General features: G+C 36.1%; 16 protein-coding genes. 12 read left to right on the forward strand and 4 right to left on the reverse strand.

What is annotated here, in order from left to right:
- Window positions 1-62: 62 nt before the first annotated feature.
- The 3 genes from I7H67_RS18005 to I7H67_RS18015 are packed head-to-tail and all read left to right on the forward strand — an operon-like array spanning window position 63 to window position 2,339.
- Window positions 63-470, forward strand: coding sequence for a nuclear transport factor 2 family protein (locus I7H67_RS18005; protein ID WP_198308491.1), 408 nt, complete (start codon window positions 63-65; stop codon window positions 468-470).
- A 38-nt stretch (window positions 471-508) separates the two neighbouring features.
- Window positions 509-1,225 (forward strand): SGNH/GDSL hydrolase family protein, encoded by a 717-nt coding sequence (locus I7H67_RS18010; protein ID WP_151821924.1) that lies wholly within the window; start codon window positions 509-511, stop codon window positions 1,223-1,225.
- A gap of 19 nt (window positions 1,226-1,244) precedes the next feature.
- Complete coding sequence (locus I7H67_RS18015; RefSeq protein ID WP_198308492.1) at window positions 1,245-2,339, forward strand: YheT family hydrolase; 1,095 nt, start codon at window positions 1,245-1,247, stop codon at window positions 2,337-2,339.
- 63 nt (window positions 2,340-2,402) lie between these two features.
- Here I7H67_RS18015 and I7H67_RS18020 read toward each other — a convergent pair whose 3' ends face one another.
- Together I7H67_RS18020 and I7H67_RS18025 are read right to left on the reverse strand one after the other, a co-directional pair.
- Complete coding sequence (locus tag I7H67_RS18020) at window positions 2,403-3,248, reverse strand: metal-dependent hydrolase (protein WP_198308493.1); 846 nt, start codon at window positions 3,246-3,248, stop codon at window positions 2,403-2,405.
- Between the two features lie 243 nt (window positions 3,249-3,491).
- Complete coding sequence (locus tag I7H67_RS18025) at window positions 3,492-3,965, reverse strand: hypothetical protein (RefSeq protein WP_013197658.1); 474 nt, start codon at window positions 3,963-3,965, stop codon at window positions 3,492-3,494.
- A 223-nt stretch (window positions 3,966-4,188) separates the two neighbouring features.
- Here I7H67_RS18025 and I7H67_RS18030 point away from each other — a divergent pair, with 223 nt between their 5' ends.
- The 3 genes from I7H67_RS18030 (at window position 4,189) to eno (ending at window position 8,065) form a co-directional block, all read left to right on the forward strand.
- Window positions 4,189-5,826, forward strand: a complete 1,638-nt coding sequence (locus I7H67_RS18030) for a CTP synthase (protein ID WP_004792002.1) — start codon at window positions 4,189-4,191, stop codon at window positions 5,824-5,826.
- Window positions 5,827-5,856: 30 nt separating this feature from the next.
- A complete protein-coding gene (kdsA, locus tag I7H67_RS18035) occupies window positions 5,857-6,714 on the forward strand; it encodes a 3-deoxy-8-phosphooctulonate synthase (RefSeq protein WP_003652054.1) in 858 nt (285 codons plus the stop codon).
- 61 nt (window positions 6,715-6,775) lie between these two features.
- Window positions 6,776-8,065, forward strand: coding sequence for a phosphopyruvate hydratase (eno, locus tag I7H67_RS18040; RefSeq protein ID WP_004792004.1), 1,290 nt, complete (start codon window positions 6,776-6,778; stop codon window positions 8,063-8,065).
- Window positions 8,066-8,148: 83 nt separating this feature from the next.
- On the opposite strand, the gene I7H67_RS18045 is transcribed toward eno, so the two are convergent.
- Entirely contained in the window at window positions 8,149-8,826 is a 678-nt protein-coding gene (locus I7H67_RS18045; protein WP_198308494.1) for a DUF421 domain-containing protein, read from the reverse strand.
- 336 nt (window positions 8,827-9,162) lie between these two features.
- Between I7H67_RS18045 and I7H67_RS18050 the strand changes: the two genes are divergently transcribed.
- On the forward strand, window positions 9,163-9,540 hold the full coding sequence (locus I7H67_RS18050) for a hypothetical protein (protein WP_198308498.1): 378 nt from the start codon (window positions 9,163-9,165) through the stop codon (window positions 9,538-9,540).
- 23 nt (window positions 9,541-9,563) lie between these two features.
- Here the strand turns inward: I7H67_RS18050 and I7H67_RS18055 are convergent, their stop codons facing one another.
- Complete coding sequence (locus tag I7H67_RS18055; RefSeq protein WP_198308495.1) at window positions 9,564-10,244, reverse strand: hypothetical protein; 681 nt, start codon at window positions 10,242-10,244, stop codon at window positions 9,564-9,566.
- Window positions 10,245-10,669: 425 nt separating this feature from the next.
- Between I7H67_RS18055 and I7H67_RS18060 the strand changes: the two genes are divergently transcribed.
- The 5 genes from I7H67_RS18060 to I7H67_RS18080 form a co-directional block, all read left to right on the forward strand.
- Entirely contained in the window at window positions 10,670-12,847 is a 2,178-nt protein-coding gene (locus I7H67_RS18060; RefSeq protein WP_413784435.1) for a TonB-dependent siderophore receptor, read from the forward strand.
- A 146-nt stretch (window positions 12,848-12,993) separates the two neighbouring features.
- Window positions 12,994-13,947: a bifunctional helix-turn-helix transcriptional regulator/GNAT family N-acetyltransferase gene (locus I7H67_RS18065; protein WP_198308500.1), complete on the forward strand. Its 954-nt coding sequence runs from the start codon at window positions 12,994-12,996 to the stop codon at window positions 13,945-13,947.
- A gap of 268 nt (window positions 13,948-14,215) precedes the next feature.
- A complete protein-coding gene (gene ftsB, locus I7H67_RS18070; protein WP_004643028.1) occupies window positions 14,216-14,605 on the forward strand; it encodes a cell division protein FtsB in 390 nt (129 codons plus the stop codon).
- The gene (gene ispD / locus I7H67_RS18075) at window positions 14,571-15,287 is read left to right on the forward strand and encodes a 2-C-methyl-D-erythritol 4-phosphate cytidylyltransferase (RefSeq protein WP_198308496.1); all 717 of its coding nucleotides are present in this window, start codon (window positions 14,571-14,573) and stop codon (window positions 15,285-15,287) included. The genes ftsB and ispD overlap by 35 nt, the downstream gene beginning before the upstream one ends.
- A gap of 340 nt (window positions 15,288-15,627) precedes the next feature.
- The coding region (locus tag I7H67_RS18080; protein ID WP_198308497.1) for a 3-oxoacid CoA-transferase subunit A at window positions 15,628-16,285 on the forward strand (658 nt) is incomplete at its 3' end.

A 16,285-nucleotide genomic window follows, 5' to 3' on the forward strand; every position in this document is an offset into this window, starting at 1 on the left:
GGGCATTTCTTTATACGGAAATGCCCCTAACTTTATTGGTTAAATTACGGGATAAAATAACAATGACACTTGAAACTACAAAACAGTCTTTAGAAAAATGGCATCAAATGGTTCAGGCAGGTAACTTGTCTGATCTAAATGATTTACTGGCAGATGACGTGGTTTTTCGTTCACCAGTTGCCTATAAACCTTATGAAGGTAAGCAGGTCGTTTTCTTCATTCTTACCAATGTCATCCAAGTGTTCGAAAACTTTACATATCATCGTGAGTTCTATACAGAAGATGGTGAGAATGTAGTGCTTGAGTTTAGTGCCAATGTCAGTGGAAAATCATTAAAAGGTATTGATATGATTCGTTTTAATGAACAAGGCAAAATTATTGATTTTGAAGTAATGATTCGTCCAATGAGTGGCTTAGCAGCATTGGCTGAACAAATGGGTATAAGAATTGCCAAGTTTCAACCGCAATAATTTTAGTAAATAGCCTAAGTAAGATAGAGACTAATAGAATGTGGTTAAAACTTTCAACTTTAGCATTGTTACCTGTAATTTTTGTGCAGGGAACAAAGGTTCGTAAGAATACACCACGCTTGCTAGAAGCCAGTGGTGAAAGAGAAGGCATGGTTGGTAAGGGCAGACCATTGTCTCTGCTTATTTTAGGAGACTCTGCCGCAGCGGGAGTTGGCGTTGAAACACAACAAGATGCTTTATCTGGCGCAATTATTTCTGAGTTACAAGATCAATATTTGATAAATTGGAAACTTCATGCAAAAACAGGTGATACTACTAAGCAGGTTTTTCAAGCTTTACAGTATTTAGAGCCGCAAAATTATGATGTTGTTGTTACATCTATTGGCGTTAATGATGTGACAAAATTGACGTCGGCGAACTCATGGATAAAACAACAAAAGCAATTATTTGAATATATACAAGCACGTTTTCAGCCTAAACTCATTATTGTTTCAGGCGTTCCGCCCATGCAACATTTTCCAGCTTTACCCAATCCATTGGCTTGGTTGTTTGGAAAATACGCGGAACAAATGAATCAAGTGTTATATAACTGGGTAGAAGCACAAAACCAATTTAGATTCATTCAATATGATATTGAAAGTTTTCAAGCTTTGAATCTGCCTATGGCAAGTGATGGCTTTCATCCAAGCAAAGAAATTTATGCAATTTGGGGACAGCAGGTTGCAGCATTAGTGCGGCAATCATTTAACTCATAATCAGAGGTCGTGATTGGATATGGGCATATCTACTTTAAATAAAATTAAAGCTTTCGGTTCGGAATTGTTTGACTCAGTACTCGGTGCTGAACAGCCAAAAATCTATTATGACCCACAAGGGAAAATTAAAGATGTTTTGGATAAGTTGCCCCAACTTAAGCAGAAATATCGTCCTACACCATGGTTAACTAACAATCATGTCCATCTTTTATATTTCGATATTATTAGAAAAAAAACCATCAAGCTTGAATATGACCGTATTGAGCAACTCAGCATGAAAGATGGTGGCGTAACTGCAATTGCATGGTATGGCTATAATCTTCCGAAAGATACTCCCACGGTGGTTATCATGCACACCATTACAGGAACACCTGAAAGTATGCGTGAATTGGTGAGAGATATTCATCAATATACGGGATGGAGAATAGCACTATGCTTACGCCGTGGGCATGCGGGTTTACCTATGCCTGTACCACAGATTTCTCTTTTCGGATCAACAAGTGATCTTAAAGAGCAGCTTACGCATATTCAAAGTTTGTTTCCTGAATCGGATTTGTATGCAGTTGGTTCTTCTGCTGGCACAGGATTGTTAGTTCGTTATTTGGGTGAGCAAGGCACTGACACACCATTTAAAGCTGCTTTTGCAATGTGCCCAGGCTACAACACTGAGATTGGTTTTAAAAATGTTCACCCGTTTTATAGCAAAATGATGACCAAAAAGTTATTCAAATATTTTATTCATCCTTATCAAAGTACTTGGAATCAGGTTGCTTCTTTAGAAAAAGTTCTTGCAACGACGAGTCTCGAAGAGTTTGAAAAAGAATACTTTGAAATGGCAGGTTTTCAGGACTATCAAAGTTATTGTCAGGCAATTAATCCAATTTATGTATTTGAAAATGTCAAAATTCCATTAATGATTCTTAATGCTGAAGATGATCCAGTATGTTCTATTAAAAATTTAGAGCCGTATAAAGAAACTATTCAGCAAATGAGTAATATTGCAGTGGTAACCACTAAAAAGGGAAGTCATTGTGGTTTTTACGAAGGTTGGAAAAGTACTTCATGGGCAGCCAAATTAATATCGAATTATTTTATGGTTGATCATAAGCAGTGATTATGTTGCCGTAATTGGTTCAATAAAGCCCATTCAATAGATGGGCTTTATTGTTTTATCGGATCAGGATAAAAGTAATTTTGAATTTTTTAGTCCAATTTTGATTTTAGTACTGGCAACCAGATCTTTTTCGTCAGTTTGGTTAGGATGAAAGTCAAAGCGATAATAGTCAAAAAATTTCGGAGTTAGAACTTTATATTGTGTTGTCATAAAACCAAGAAACTTACGCCAAGATTTAAAATTAAGAAGTTGACGATCCCGTTTCATAAGAACGAATTGATAGATTGTTGAGAAGCCAGTAATTAAAAATAAACTTAAAGTAAAGACGGTGATACGTGGGAGATATGCGCTTAGCCCACTTCCATATAAGTGTTCATAAAGATCAAAGGCTACAGCTTTATGCTCAGTTTCTTCAATACTATGCCATAACCATAAGTTACGAATCGTTGAGTCTGTCATCAGTTCATTAACAGACTGCATCATGCTTACTACAAGTACAGCGGTGTAGTGTTCAAGGCCTACCGTTACAAGTAGGTTCCATTTCTTACTAAAAACTTTTTCAATACTCTTTAAAACAATACCCGTTACTTTTTCTAAAGATTCTGGATCTAAACCATGTTGTTGTGCACTCACATGAAAAGCATGATGTTCTTTAGAATGCATTGCTTCTTGACCAATAAAAGCACTAATTTCACGATCTAGAAGTTCATTCGACTTTGCTTTTGCGCGTAATGCTCGAACTGAACGAACAAAATATGATTCACCCTCGGGGAACAATGTAGATAAACCCGTAAAATAATGTGTAAAAGTGGGTTCATTATTACACCAATAGCGAGGTACATTTTCAAAATTATAGTCCATACGACGGACTGGAAATGAGGCAGGCAAGCGATTTGATACGGTATTCATTTTAAGCTCCAATCTTCTTTTAATTAAAGTTCCAAAAAGGAACTTGATTAAAAATTACATCTCGGAATAGGGAGCGTCAATGTTTTTTGAAGTAAAAGAAGTAGGTTGTCCTGAATTGATATCTAGGGAAACCTTAAAGACAAATTGGAATAAAAAAGTGAAACTAATGAGTGAATTGATAATTTTAATAATATTTAAAAAGCCCAAATCAAGTGTTTAATTTGGGCATATTCATACGATAACTTAGTTTTTAAGCGCTGGCGTAGCAGCAGCAATTGCAGCGGCAACAGCATCATCTTCAGTTTGAGATGGTTCTGCTGGCTTAGCAGGTTTAGACTGAGCTTTCTCAGGCTTTGGCTCTGCTTTTGGCTCAGGTTTAGGTTCTGGCTTAGGCTTCGGCTCTGCTTTAGGTTGTTCAGAAACAGTTGTTTGTGAATTTTGCTCAGAATGGGCAGGACGAGTTTCACGGCGAATTTCAGTTGTAGTATTCGCTGTTTCTTCGTGATGAACTTCAACTTGCGTTGGTTCCTGAGTTTGAGCTTCTTCAGTTTTAACACTTTCTAAAGATTCAAATTTTGCAGGTTCAGCAGGTTTAGGTTCTGAAACAGCAGTTTCAACCTTTTCTTGCTCTTCTTCTGGTGTTTCTTTTTTGACGCATGCGGTTAACAATAGTCCAGCCGCAATAGCAGCACAGATTAAAAGTTTTTTATTTGCCATTGTCCTAAACAACATTTAATTGAGGAGCTTGCATTATAACAGCAAAAGAGAATGAAAAAATCATGTGAGATTGACCTAATTTTTTATTAAAAATGCTGATAGAATAGCCAGTTGTTTAATGATCTTTGAATTGGTGCGGTTTGACTTTGCTTTATAGGGGCAGAGTACAGTAAAATTGCCCAACATTGTAGGCCGATTTCGGCTTGATTGTACGAGAAACTTAATGACCCATTTTATTTTTGTTACTGGTGGTGTGGTTTCATCGCTAGGTAAAGGTATTTCTGCTGCTTCAGTTGCTGCACTTTTGGAAGCCCGTGGCTTAAAAGTCACAATGGTTAAAATGGATCCTTACATTAATGTCGATCCGGGGACAATGAGTCCTTTCCAACATGGTGAAGTTTTTGTCACAGAGGATGGTGCCGAAACTGATCTAGACTTGGGTTATTACGAACGTTTCTTACGTCGTGCGAAAATGACCAAACTGAATAACTTTACTAGTGGCCGTGTTTATCAAGATGTTTTAAATAAAGAACGTCGTGGTGACTACTTAGGCGGTACGGTTCAAGTTATTCCACATATTACTGACAATATCAAAGAACGCGTACTTCGCGCTGGTGAAGGTTACGACGTTGCAATCGTTGAGATTGGTGGTACGGTTGGTGATATCGAATCACTTCCATTTATGGAGTCAGTTCGTCAGTTAATGGTTGAGCTTGGTCATAAACGTACCATGCTTATGCATTTAACTTTGTTGCCATATATTAAATCGGCAGCAGAGCTTAAGACGAAACCAACTCAGCATTCTGTAAAAGAATTACTTTCAATTGGTATTCAGCCAGATATCTTAATCTGCCGTACTGAATATGATGTAGATGTTGATACTAAACGCAAAATTGCATTGTTCACTAACGTGGAAGCGCGTGCCGTTGTGGTATGTAAAGATGCGAAAACGATTTATCAAATTCCACGTACGTTCTATGAACAAAACGTTGATGACTTGATCTGTGAGCGTTTTGGATTTAATGATCTTCCAGAAGCAAACCTAGAAGATTGGGACAATGTAGTCGAAGCATTACTCAATCCTGAATACACTTTACGTGTAGCTATGGTTGGTAAATATGTTGAATTACCAGATGCTTATAAATCTGTTAATGAAGCATTATTGCATGCAGGCATCAAAAACCGTGTGAAAGTACAGATTGACTATGTCAATGCTGAAGAGCTTGAAAGCCAAGACGTTTCTATTTTGCAAACAGCTGACGCAATCTTAGTCCCAGGTGGCTTTGGTGAGCGTGGTACTGAAGGCAAAATGAAAGCTATTCAATATGCACGTGAAAACAAAGTTCCATTCTTAGGTATTTGTTTAGGCATGCAATTGGCTGTAATCGAATATGCACGTCATGTTGCAGCAATGCCAGAAGCATCTTCTACAGAGTTTAACCGTTCTACGAAGTATCCATTGATTGGTTTAATTACTGAATGGTTAGATGAGCGTGGCGAGTTACAACAACGTAGTGTTGAGTCTGATTTAGGCGGAACTATGCGTTTGGGTGCACAAAAATCTGAATTGGTTGAAGGCACTAAAACACGTGAAGTCTATGGTAAAGCAGAAATTACTGAGCGTCATCGTCACCGTTATGAAATGAATAACCGTTTCATTGAGGCGATTGAACAAGCTGGTATGAAGATTTCTGGTTACTCTTCGGCTCAACATTTGGTTGAAACTGTAGAAATTCCTGAACATCCTTGGTTTATTGCTGTACAATTCCACCCTGAATTTACAAGTTCACCACGTGATGGACATCCATTATTTGCTAGTTTTATTGACGCTGCGAAAACACAGCATCAAAAAAGTAAATAATGCGATTTTAAATAAACTGGGAAAGTTTAAATGTCACAATTAAAACCACAAGAAGTTGTACGTTTAGGCGATATACAAATGGCAAATCATTTGCCATTTGTATTATTTGGCGGAATGAACGTACTTGAATCAAAAGATTTAGCTTTCGAAATTGCAGAAACTTATGTTGATATCTGCAAACGCTTAGATATTCCTTATGTATTTAAAGCGAGTTTCGATAAAGCAAATCGTTCTAGTCTGCATTCGTTCCGTGGTCCTGGACTTGAAAAAGGTATTGAATGGTTAGGCGATATTAAAAAACATTTTAATGTTCCTATCATTACCGATGTTCATGAGCCACACCAAGCTGAAGCAGTTGCAGAAGTAGCTGATATTATTCAGTTACCGGCTTTCTTAAGTCGTCAAACTGATCTTGTTGAAGCGATGGCAAAAACACAGGCTATTATTAACATTAAGAAAGCTCAGTTTTTAGCACCTCATGAAATGCGTCATATCCTGAATAAATGTTTAGAAGCAGGAAACGATAAACTAATTCTTTGTGAGCGCGGTTCAGCATTTGGCTATAACAACCTTGTTGTAGACATGCTTGGTTTTGACATCATGAAAGAAATGAATGTTCCTGTTTTCTTCGATGTAACACATGCGTTGCAAACTCCTGGTGGTCGTGCTGACTCGGCAGGTGGACGTCGTGCTCAAATTACAACTTTAGCACGCGCTGGAATGGCAACAGGCTTGGCTGGATTGTTCTTGGAAGGTCATCCAGACCCAGAACATGCAAAATGCGATGGACCTTGTGCATTACGCATGTCACAGCTTGAGCCATTCTTGGCACAAATAAAAGAATTGGATACTTTGGTTAAAGGATTCAAAAAGTTAGACACCCATTGAGTTTTTACTCATTTACGCTGCTTTAATCGCAGCTCATATTCATTCAACAGAGGAATTGTTCATGAGCCAAATCGTTGACATCCGTGCACGTGAAATTTTGGACTCTCGTGGTAACCCAACCATCGAAGCAGACGTAATTTTAGAATCTGGGGTTGTTGGTCGTGCATGTGCACCATCTGGTGCTTCAACTGGTTCTCGTGAAGCTTTAGAACTACGTGACGGTGATAAATCACGTTACTTAGGTAAAGGTGTTAAAACTGCGGTTAACAACGTAAACACGATTATCCGTGACGCTTTAGTGGGCAAATCAGTATTTGAACAAAAAGACATCGATAATACGATGATCGAACTTGATGGTACTGAAAACAAAGAAAAATTGGGTGCAAATGCAACTTTGGCTGTGTCACTAGCTGTTGCGCGCGCTGCTGCTGATGAAAAGAAAATTCCTCTTTTCCAATATATCGCTGACTTACGTGGTCAAACGATTTTGACTATGCCTGTACCAATGATGAACATCATCAATGGTGGTTCGCATGCAGACAACAACGTTGATATTCAAGAGTTTATGATTGAGCCAGTAGGCTTCACTTCATTTGCTGAAGCATTACGTGCTGGTGCTGAAATTTTCCACTCACTAAAATCAGTTTTAAACAAAAAAGGTTTAAACACTGCTGTAGGTGATGAAGGTGGTTTTGCACCAAACTTACGTTCAAACGAAGAAGCAATCACTGTTATTCTTGAAGCTATCGGTCAAACTGGTTACAAAGCTGGTTCTGATATTATGTTGGCGCTTGACTGTGCATCTTCAGAATTCTACAAAAATGGTCAATATGTTCTTGCGGGTGAAGGCAATAAAGCATTCACAAGCAACCAGTTCTCTGACTATTTGGCAGGCCTTGTAAACCAATATCCAATTATCTCAATTGAAGATGGTTTAGATGAGTCAGATTGGGAAGGTTGGTCTTACTTGACATCTATCCTTGGTGACAAAATCCAATTGGTTGGTGATGATCTGTTCGTTACAAACCCTAAGATTTTACAACGTGGTATTAATGAGAAAGTAGGTAACTCTATCTTAATCAAATACAACCAAATTGGTACTTTGACTGAAACTCTTGATGCAATTTACCTTGCTAAAGAAAATGGTTATACAACTGTAATTTCTCACCGTTCTGGTGAAACTGAAGATTCAACTATTGCTGATTTAGCAGTAGGTACAGCGGCTGGTCAAATTAAGACTGGTTCACTTTGCCGTTCTGACCGTGTTTCTAAGTACAACCAATTACTTCGTATTGAAGAATTGACTAAAGCTGCTTACCGCGGTAAAGCTGAATTTAAAGGTTTAAACTAATCTTTAAATAAAAAGTTAAAATTAGTTTTTTAACATTTTAAGGTGCTATTTCTCTCTTTTAATGGGAAATAGCACCTTTTTTATTATCCTAGACGACGGGTCTTTAGCGACTTAGCCCAACTATGGTGTTTGCAACGAGAACATTCTTGATCGAGTGTATTTAGAATTTTAGTTTCACCACATTTCATGCATGAATAAAAAGTATTGATTTTAAGTGTGTCAGCTTTGCAATAAGCATCTGGGAATAGGGGGAGTCCCCATTTTACCTCTTCATCTTCATAGTAAAGTAAACTCAGGATACCGTCAGACTCCAATAAAGCTGTTCTTACTTGGCCTAAATGTTCAACATTTTGTTGGCGCATTTCTGAGAAAAACTCATCATGTGAATATGATTGTTTCTGGAAATCTTTGTAAACTAAAAGTCCATCTTTGACTACACAGAGAGCTCTTCCTTCTAATAGGTCTTCAATTTTCTTATGTTTCACCATCGCCCAAGTTACAAGACGATAGAGAAAAAGAATAACGATAAATACGACAAAAGCATGAGAAATAGGTAAATCCTTGGTAAACATTGGATCACCAGCAGCCGAGCCTAAACATAAAATAATTGCGAGTTCAAAAAGGGAGAGTTGGCGAACACCACGTTTACCTGATAGTCTTAAAAAACTAATAATAATGATAAACATAATAAAGCATCGAACCAAGATTTCTAAAATAAAGGTCCAAGTCGTGTCACCTATGAAAATATTAAAAAAATCCATTTTTTCTCCTTTTTAATAGGTATATGAAGTCTTTATAAAATTCTTAGCAAATTAAAAATAGAAAAAATATACTTTTTAAGTAGTTGTTAGTTAAAAATTCGAACTTTATGTGATTTTGTATAAATTCTACTATTAAAAATATTCATTAAAATAAACATATAGTTGAAGCTTCAATCGTAGAAATAACACTAAGAAAAAATGATTTTAAAGTTATCAAATAAGATAAAAATTTTGATCTGTATGGATTAAATTTAGTCTGTCAATTTTTAAAATGTTTGGTCTTAATATGTATATGATATATTTTAATATTATTGTATTTTAAGCGAATTTTATATGATGAGAAAGCAATATCATTTTAGAAAAGTTGAAAATGATACTTATATTTGGGATGTAGATAATTTAGTAGCATTAACTAGAAATTTTAAAGTAAAAGAAATTTTGCTATCAGAAATAAAAGAATTAAATGAACCATACTGGTATCCAGATTCTCATCCCACTACTCAAGATATCATTGATCATATGATATTAATTCAAGAAGCAGATTTGTCTTATCCAATAATAATATGCTCACAAGGGAGAATAATGGATGGTATGCATAGGGTAGGGAAGGCGAAAATTTTAAGTGAGGTTAAAATACGTGCTGTACAATTTGATAAAGACCCTCAACCAGATTATATCAATGTTGATGAGGATGATCTGAACTATGATGATTAATTAGCAATAATTGCGAATATGACTTAGTGGCAATCAGGACTGTAGGGAATAGTGTCTAAACGTTTTTGAAAAACACTTGGATTCAGTATATTTTCATACATTTGTTGATATGTTCGTTTATGATCTTCAATGTGATGATAATCAACGATTTCTTGAAGTTTATCTTTATATTCTATATGACCCGCATGAAACATCGCTGCATAATGGCCCCACAGTGCATATTGATATCGTATGGCTGCCTTTGGAATTAAATTTATTTCGTTTAAATAGCTATGAGCCGTTTTTTCATAACATTCTTTTATTTCATGAGCATCTTTTTTCATTTTTCTTAAGAAAATACATTGCATCTCTTGTAGTTGTGAACTATCTGTTTTATTTAAAATTTTTTCGGTAACTATATACGCTTCTTTAAGGCAACCTAAGTGAATAAGCACCTTGCGTTTAGTTTTTAAAATATCTAAATTATTATCATTAGAGGGAATTTTTTTTAATAAGTTTTTAAATTTTATATGGGAAGTATCTTGGGGCTGTCCAGCTTTTAGACTGTAAACAATATCATTATATTCAAATATATAAGGGTTAGCAGGTGTATATTGTTTATGATTGCTCTCCATATTAATTATTTTTGAAGGGCTATCATCAGTAGGGTGATCACAAGCGCTTAAACCTAAGCTTACTAAAGAAAACGCTAAAATTTTGTGCACTACAGTTTATACCTTTATTCTCTTTCATGAGATTTATGAAGAATAATAAAATATAAAAGAAAATACTGTGTAGTTTTTTATTTCTCATGTTCATGAGCAGTTCCACAGTCAATTTGAATTTGAAAATTGGTTTATATTTTTTTGGATCAATAATATAAAGCTCATGGTTTCAGCACCATGATTGAACAAAATCAGTATTCAATCTATTAGAAATTCAAATTTTGATGTGTGGATAGCAATTCTTTAATGCAATGATGGATTGGTAATTTAAATTAAATAAATAAGAATAATTATTAACTCAAAGTTGATAACAATTATCATTCATGTTAATTTTTGTGCCGAACTTTTACTACTGTGTAACAAGGAACAAGGTAGTGGAAGGCTAAAAACATGGTTCAGCACATTGGTTATTATGGAATTTTCTTATGTACAATCCGCCCTTTAGAAAAGCATTTAGAGTTCATCCTTTAGCAATTTCTATGGCTTTAACGGTACCTTCATTTGTTTATGCAGAACAAACCGAAACAACTACTTTAGCAACGATAAAAGTACAAGCAGAACAAGAAAATCCGGCCGTTACTGAAGGTTCAGAGAGCTATACAGCAAAAAGCACAAATACTTCTACAAAATTAAATTTATCTCTTCGTGAAACTCCTCAATCAGTCAAAGTTTTAACCCGTGAATATTTAGATGATCGAAAAATCGATTCCTTTCAAGATTTAATGAATAATATTACGGGTGTTTCAACCTCACGTACCGATGAGCGTCAAAAAGTTTATGCACGTGGTTTTGAGGTGGATTATTACTTATTAGATGGAATGCCTAGCACAACCAACTTAAGTATAGGCGATCTTGATCTAGATATTTATGATCGTATCGAAGTCGTAAAGGGTGCAAGTGGCCTAACCACGGGTGCGGGTAATCCAGCAATGGCCCTGAATATGATTCGGAAACATGCAAACTCAAAAGAACTCACTGGTAATGTCAGCACATCTTTAGGCTCATGGAACTCTTGGAGTAGCTCAGCAGATGTTTCCACGCCACTTAATGCAGATGGATCATTGCGTGGTCGCATGTTTGTAAAACATTCTGATGAAAAATCATTTATGGATTTCTATGAGAAAGAACGCAATGTATTTTATGGTGCGGTTGATTATGATTTGAGTGATAAAACAAGCATGTCACTTGGTGCAACTTATCAAGAGTTACATCGTGATGGTATTCGTTGGGGCGGTACACCTGCTTTTTATAATGATGGGACTCGTACCAATTTTTCTAGAAGCTTAACAGTAAGTGCACCTTGGACTTATTGGGATGTAAATACAACGGCAGTATTTGCGAACTTAAAGCAGAATTTATTTAATGACGTTAATTTAAATATTGCTTATACCTTCCGTAAAGAAGATACAGCTTCTATGTTGCTATATACAGCTGGAAAAGTAGACAAGGCAACCAATACCAGTCCATTAAAAAATGAAGAGGGTAAGGATAATGTCTCAGTATATGGCGCAAAAGCTGCAAATGAAGAAAACAATATTGATGTTTTTATCAATGCTCCATTTACGATTTTTAATCGTCCACAAGAAATCATTATTGGTGGATCGTGGAATAAAAATGAAAAGACAAAAGATATTTTTGGTGGATCTAACACAAACCAAGACATTGAGAAATATTTAGGTGGACCACTTAATTATAATGATATGGCTCAAGAGTTGCTTCAGCCTGTTGTTTTAAACGGTAAAAATGCGCTAAATGAAACCACACAAACTGCCGCTTATATTGCTGGAAAATTTCAGATTTTGGATCCTTTGAAAATTATTGCTGGTGCACGTTTATCTAACTGGGAATATAAGTCTGAAAATGATAAAGGTAACCGTGAATTTAACAATGAATTAGCACCATATGTTGGCGCTATTTATGATTTTGCCCAAGATCATTCTGTGTATACGAGTTATACAGAAATTTTTAAACCTCAAGAACGTAAAGATATAAATGATCAATATATAGATCCGATTACTGGTAAGAGTTATGAGGCTGGTTTAAAGAGTGAATGGTTTGGAGGGCGTTTAAATACAGCATTGTCAGTATTCCGAATAGAACAATCTAATTTTGCTGAATCGATACCGGGAGTATTTATTGTCCGTAATGGTACACAAACTACAGAGCAGGCCTATCGCGCTGTAGATGGGGTTAAAAGTAAAGGTTTTGAGTTTGAAGCTGATGGTGAGATTAACGACAATTGGGGTATTAACTTTGGTATTGCTAATTTTGAAGCAAAAGATGCACAGGGCACAAAGGTTAATACGACAAACTCTCGAACAACCTCGAATCTATTTGTTAAGTACAAACTTGATCAATGGAGTGCAGGGCTTGGTTTAAATTATAAGAGTAAATACTATACGGGTAGTGGAAGCTCTCGTATTGAGCAAGATGCATATGTTTTAGCAAGTGCGATGCTTGGCTATCAAGTGGATAAAAATATCAAGCTTCAATTGAATATCGATAATATTTTTGATGAAAAATATTATGAAGGTATTGGTGCTAACTCAATGAATTGGGGCACACCACGAAATGCAACGCTGAGTGTTCGTTATAATTTCTGATTTAAACTCACATAAGAAAACGATTTATAAAAGTCCTCGAAAGAGGGCTTTTATTCTTTTTAAGCTGGTTTTAAAAGAGAAGAAAATCTTGACTTCTTTTTTACAAATATGGTTGTATTGTACAACTATATGTTGAGTGTGTAGTGATGATTGACCAAAAAATTATTGATGAAATCCGTAGTTCATCTCGAATCATGGTTCGTGAATTAGGTTTTATGAGTTCAACTCTTGCTGCTACTGATTATTCTCCGTCAGCTGTTCATTCTTTACTTGAGCTTGAAAATAGAGGTTCTCTAACCGCTGTACAATTAGGACGGCTTTTAGGTCTAGAGAAATCAAGTGTGAGTAGAATGTTGCTTAAACTCATTAAGGCGGGTGAGATTAAAGAGGAGCAAGATAAGAATGATGCTAGATTAAAAGTGATTAAACTCACTCCGAAAGGAGTGGATACTTTAAGAAAAATTAATAATTATGGAGAAATGCGAGTTATTCAAGCCATTGAAAAATTAAAATCTTCTGAACAACTTGTTATTGCTCAAGGTTTGACAGCCTATGCTGAATCTTTAGTAAATTGTCGAGATAATAAAGATCTTATAGATAACAATACTATTCAAATTGTGAGTGGCTACCGCGCAGGTATGATTGGCAGAATCGCAGAAATGCATGGTACTTATTATTATGAAAATTATAATTTTGGACCTTTTTTTGAAGGAAAAGTGGCTACCAATTTAGCTGAGTTCTCTAACCGTCTTTATAAAGACTCTAATAATATTTGGTTGGCAATAAAAAATAATAAAATTGTGGGGTCTGTTGCGATTGATGGCGAAGATTTGGGGAATAACGAGGCTCATCTTCGGTGGTTTATTTTAAGTGACGATTGTCGAGGACAGGGAATCGGCAAAAAACTATTAAAAGAAGCAATAAACTTTTGTGATGAAAAGCAATTCTCTGCTGTTCAATTATGGACATTTAGTGGCCTTAGTGCAGCAAGAAAACTTTATGAAATTTTTGGTTTTAAACTCACTAATGAATGGGAAGGAGACCAATGGGGCAACACCATGTTAGAGCAACAATTTACACGGGTAAATAATGAAAATTAACCATAAACTTTTCTCAGCATAAATTTCTCATACTTAGAATGATTTTTTTGTGGGTAGAGTGATTTATAAACAGTTGTACTTATAAATATTATTTCCCTTTCAAATTCTATTCATTTTTGACAAAATGAAACATGTCACAATGGTCAATTAAAGTAATATGCCCATTAATAATTTTGCTTAAATTTTTGCAGGAATTGCGCATGCTACTTGTTAATTACTATATAATACAAACTCTTAACGAAAGTTTTTAATTAAAAATCTTAATGATATGTTAGAAGTATTTCGATCCACTTCAAGCAAACTGATATTGCTACTTGTTATTGTTTTAGTAGCTATCCTGCAATATCAATTTTGGTTAGGTGAGGGTGGCTATATCCCTCATCAAGCTCTCATGCAACAAATTCAGCAACAAGCTGAGGTAAATGAAGAGCTTAAAGAAAGAAACCGTATTTTGGCAGCAGAGGTTTTTGACCTGAAAAATGGTACAGAAGCAATAGAAGAACATGCCCGCCTTGATCTTGGTTTGGTTAAACCTCACGAGACATTTGTTCAAATGAGTACGATCAGTACGCATTACAAACCTATTTATATTGACCCGAACGCTAAAGTTGATTTGGAAACGAATGAGACACCTGCATCCCCAGATATCCCAGACTAAATTGTGGGCAGTGATTCCAGCTGCAGGATCAGGAAGTCGTTTTTCTAAAACTGAATTGAAGCAGTATCAATATATTCAGAATAGGACTGTTTTAGAACATACGATTGGCCGTATAAGCCAACTTCCATTAAATGGTTATGTTTTGGCAATTGGTACACAAGATACCTTTGCCCAGACTCTGGCATTTCAAAATATAGATAAGGCGCATTTTTGCATAGGTGGAGCTGAGCGAGTTCATTCAGTTTTAAATGCTTTAAATCATCTTTTAAATTTTGCTGATGAAAATGATTGGGTCCTTGTGCATGATGCGGCTCGCCCTTGTGTAACCATTGGTTGTTTAAATGCACTTGTGGCAAATGCAATTGAATCAAATGAGAGTGCTATTTTAGCAATTCCTGTTCGTGATACTTTAAAGCAGGTTAAGTCAGGCAATCAAATTGATAAAACAGTCAGCCGAGATTTATTATGGCAAGCTCAAACGCCTCAAATTACTAAAATCGGTAAACTAAAAAAAGCAATTGAACATGCTTTAGAAAATGATGTCACTATTACCGATGAGGCAAGTGCACTCGAGTATATGGGTGAAACTGTACAGGTCGTAATGGGTCGTTCGGATAATATAAAAATTACCTATCCCGATGATTTAGAACTTGCACGTTTGATTCTGCAATCTCAGTCTTAATTCTATTATTTTTAACTTGCTTGGATAATTTGCCCATCTAAGTAAGTTTTCTACATATCTATTTATAATCACTCATATTCTTTTACATTGATAAGTTTTAGGATTTATCAAGATCGTACAACTATACCAGATAATGTTCGATCATCGAACAAAAAATATTTATACCGAACAAAACCATGATTTGATAACTAGATCAAATTACAAAAATTATCAAGAATGTTTAAAAGGAAATCTAAGGGAAACACTCGGGATTGAGTGAAATATCTATCTGTTCATTCTGCCTCTGTGTGCCTAAATCTCTTATCTATTCCTTCCTGAATGAGCACAATGGAGTTGTCTAATGATTGACAAAAGTAAGTCCTCTCTTAGCGAGGTACTATCGCAGATTAAAGATGGCGCGACCATTCTGATTGGTGGTTTTGGTACCGCAGGACAACCCGCTGAACTCATTGACGGACTAATTGAACTGGGTATTAAAGACCTGACTATTGTGAGTAATAACGCCGGTAATGGCGATTATGGCCTGGCTAAACTGCTTAAAGCCGGTTCGGTTAAAAAAGTAATCTGTTCTTTCCCACGTCAGTCAGACTCTTATGTTTTTGATGAACTTTACCGTGCTGGAAAGGTAGAGCTTGAAGTTGTTCCGCAAGGTAATCTGGCTTGTCGTATTCAGGCAGCGGGTATGGGACTTGGTGCTGTGTTTACCCCTACAGGCTTTGGAACACTTTTAGCTGAAGGCAAAGAAACCCGCCAGATCGATGGTAAAGATTACGTACTTGAATATCCGATTAAAGCTGACTTTGCCTTGATTAAAGCTTACAAAGGCGACCGCTGGGGCAATCTCGTTTACCGTAAATCTGCACGTAACTTTGGCCCAATTATGGCCATGGCTGCGGATGTCACCATTGTTCAGGTTTCTGAGGTGGTTGAGCTAGGTGGCCTAGATCCAGAGCACATCATCACCCCAGGTATCTTTGTACAGCACGTTGTACAAGTAC

The sequence above is a fragment of the Acinetobacter sp. ACIN00229 genome, assembly GCF_016106645.1.
Taxonomy (GTDB): domain Bacteria; phylum Pseudomonadota; class Gammaproteobacteria; order Pseudomonadales; family Moraxellaceae; genus Acinetobacter; species Acinetobacter oleivorans.

Excerpts from the sequence above, each read along its gene's own strand:
- I7H67_RS18005 (WP_198308491.1), top strand. The coding sequence starts at position 63 with ATGACACTTGAAACTACAAAACAGTCTTTAGAAAAATGGCATCAAATG.
- I7H67_RS18010 (WP_151821924.1), top strand. The coding sequence starts at position 509 with ATGTGGTTAAAACTTTCAACTTTAGCATTGTTACCTGTAATTTTTGTG.
- I7H67_RS18015 (WP_198308492.1), top strand. The coding sequence starts at position 1,245 with ATGGGCATATCTACTTTAAATAAAATTAAAGCTTTCGGTTCGGAATTG.
- I7H67_RS18020 (WP_198308493.1), bottom strand. The coding sequence starts at position 3,248 with ATGAATACCGTATCAAATCGCTTGCCTGCCTCATTTCCAGTCCGTCGT.
- I7H67_RS18025 (WP_013197658.1), bottom strand. The coding sequence starts at position 3,965 with ATGGCAAATAAAAAACTTTTAATCTGTGCTGCTATTGCGGCTGGACTA.
- I7H67_RS18030 (WP_004792002.1), top strand. The coding sequence starts at position 4,189 with ATGACCCATTTTATTTTTGTTACTGGTGGTGTGGTTTCATCGCTAGGT.
- kdsA (WP_003652054.1), top strand. The coding sequence starts at position 5,857 with ATGTCACAATTAAAACCACAAGAAGTTGTACGTTTAGGCGATATACAA.
- eno (WP_004792004.1), top strand. The coding sequence starts at position 6,776 with ATGAGCCAAATCGTTGACATCCGTGCACGTGAAATTTTGGACTCTCGT.
- I7H67_RS18045 (WP_198308494.1), bottom strand. The coding sequence starts at position 8,826 with ATGGATTTTTTTAATATTTTCATAGGTGACACGACTTGGACCTTTATT.
- I7H67_RS18050 (WP_198308498.1), top strand. The coding sequence starts at position 9,163 with ATGAGAAAGCAATATCATTTTAGAAAAGTTGAAAATGATACTTATATT.
- I7H67_RS18060 (WP_413784435.1), top strand. The coding sequence starts at position 10,670 with ATGTACAATCCGCCCTTTAGAAAAGCATTTAGAGTTCATCCTTTAGCA.
- I7H67_RS18065 (WP_198308500.1), top strand. The coding sequence starts at position 12,994 with ATGATTGACCAAAAAATTATTGATGAAATCCGTAGTTCATCTCGAATC.
- ftsB (WP_004643028.1), top strand. The coding sequence starts at position 14,216 with ATGTTAGAAGTATTTCGATCCACTTCAAGCAAACTGATATTGCTACTT.
- ispD (WP_198308496.1), top strand. The coding sequence starts at position 14,571 with ATGAGACACCTGCATCCCCAGATATCCCAGACTAAATTGTGGGCAGTG.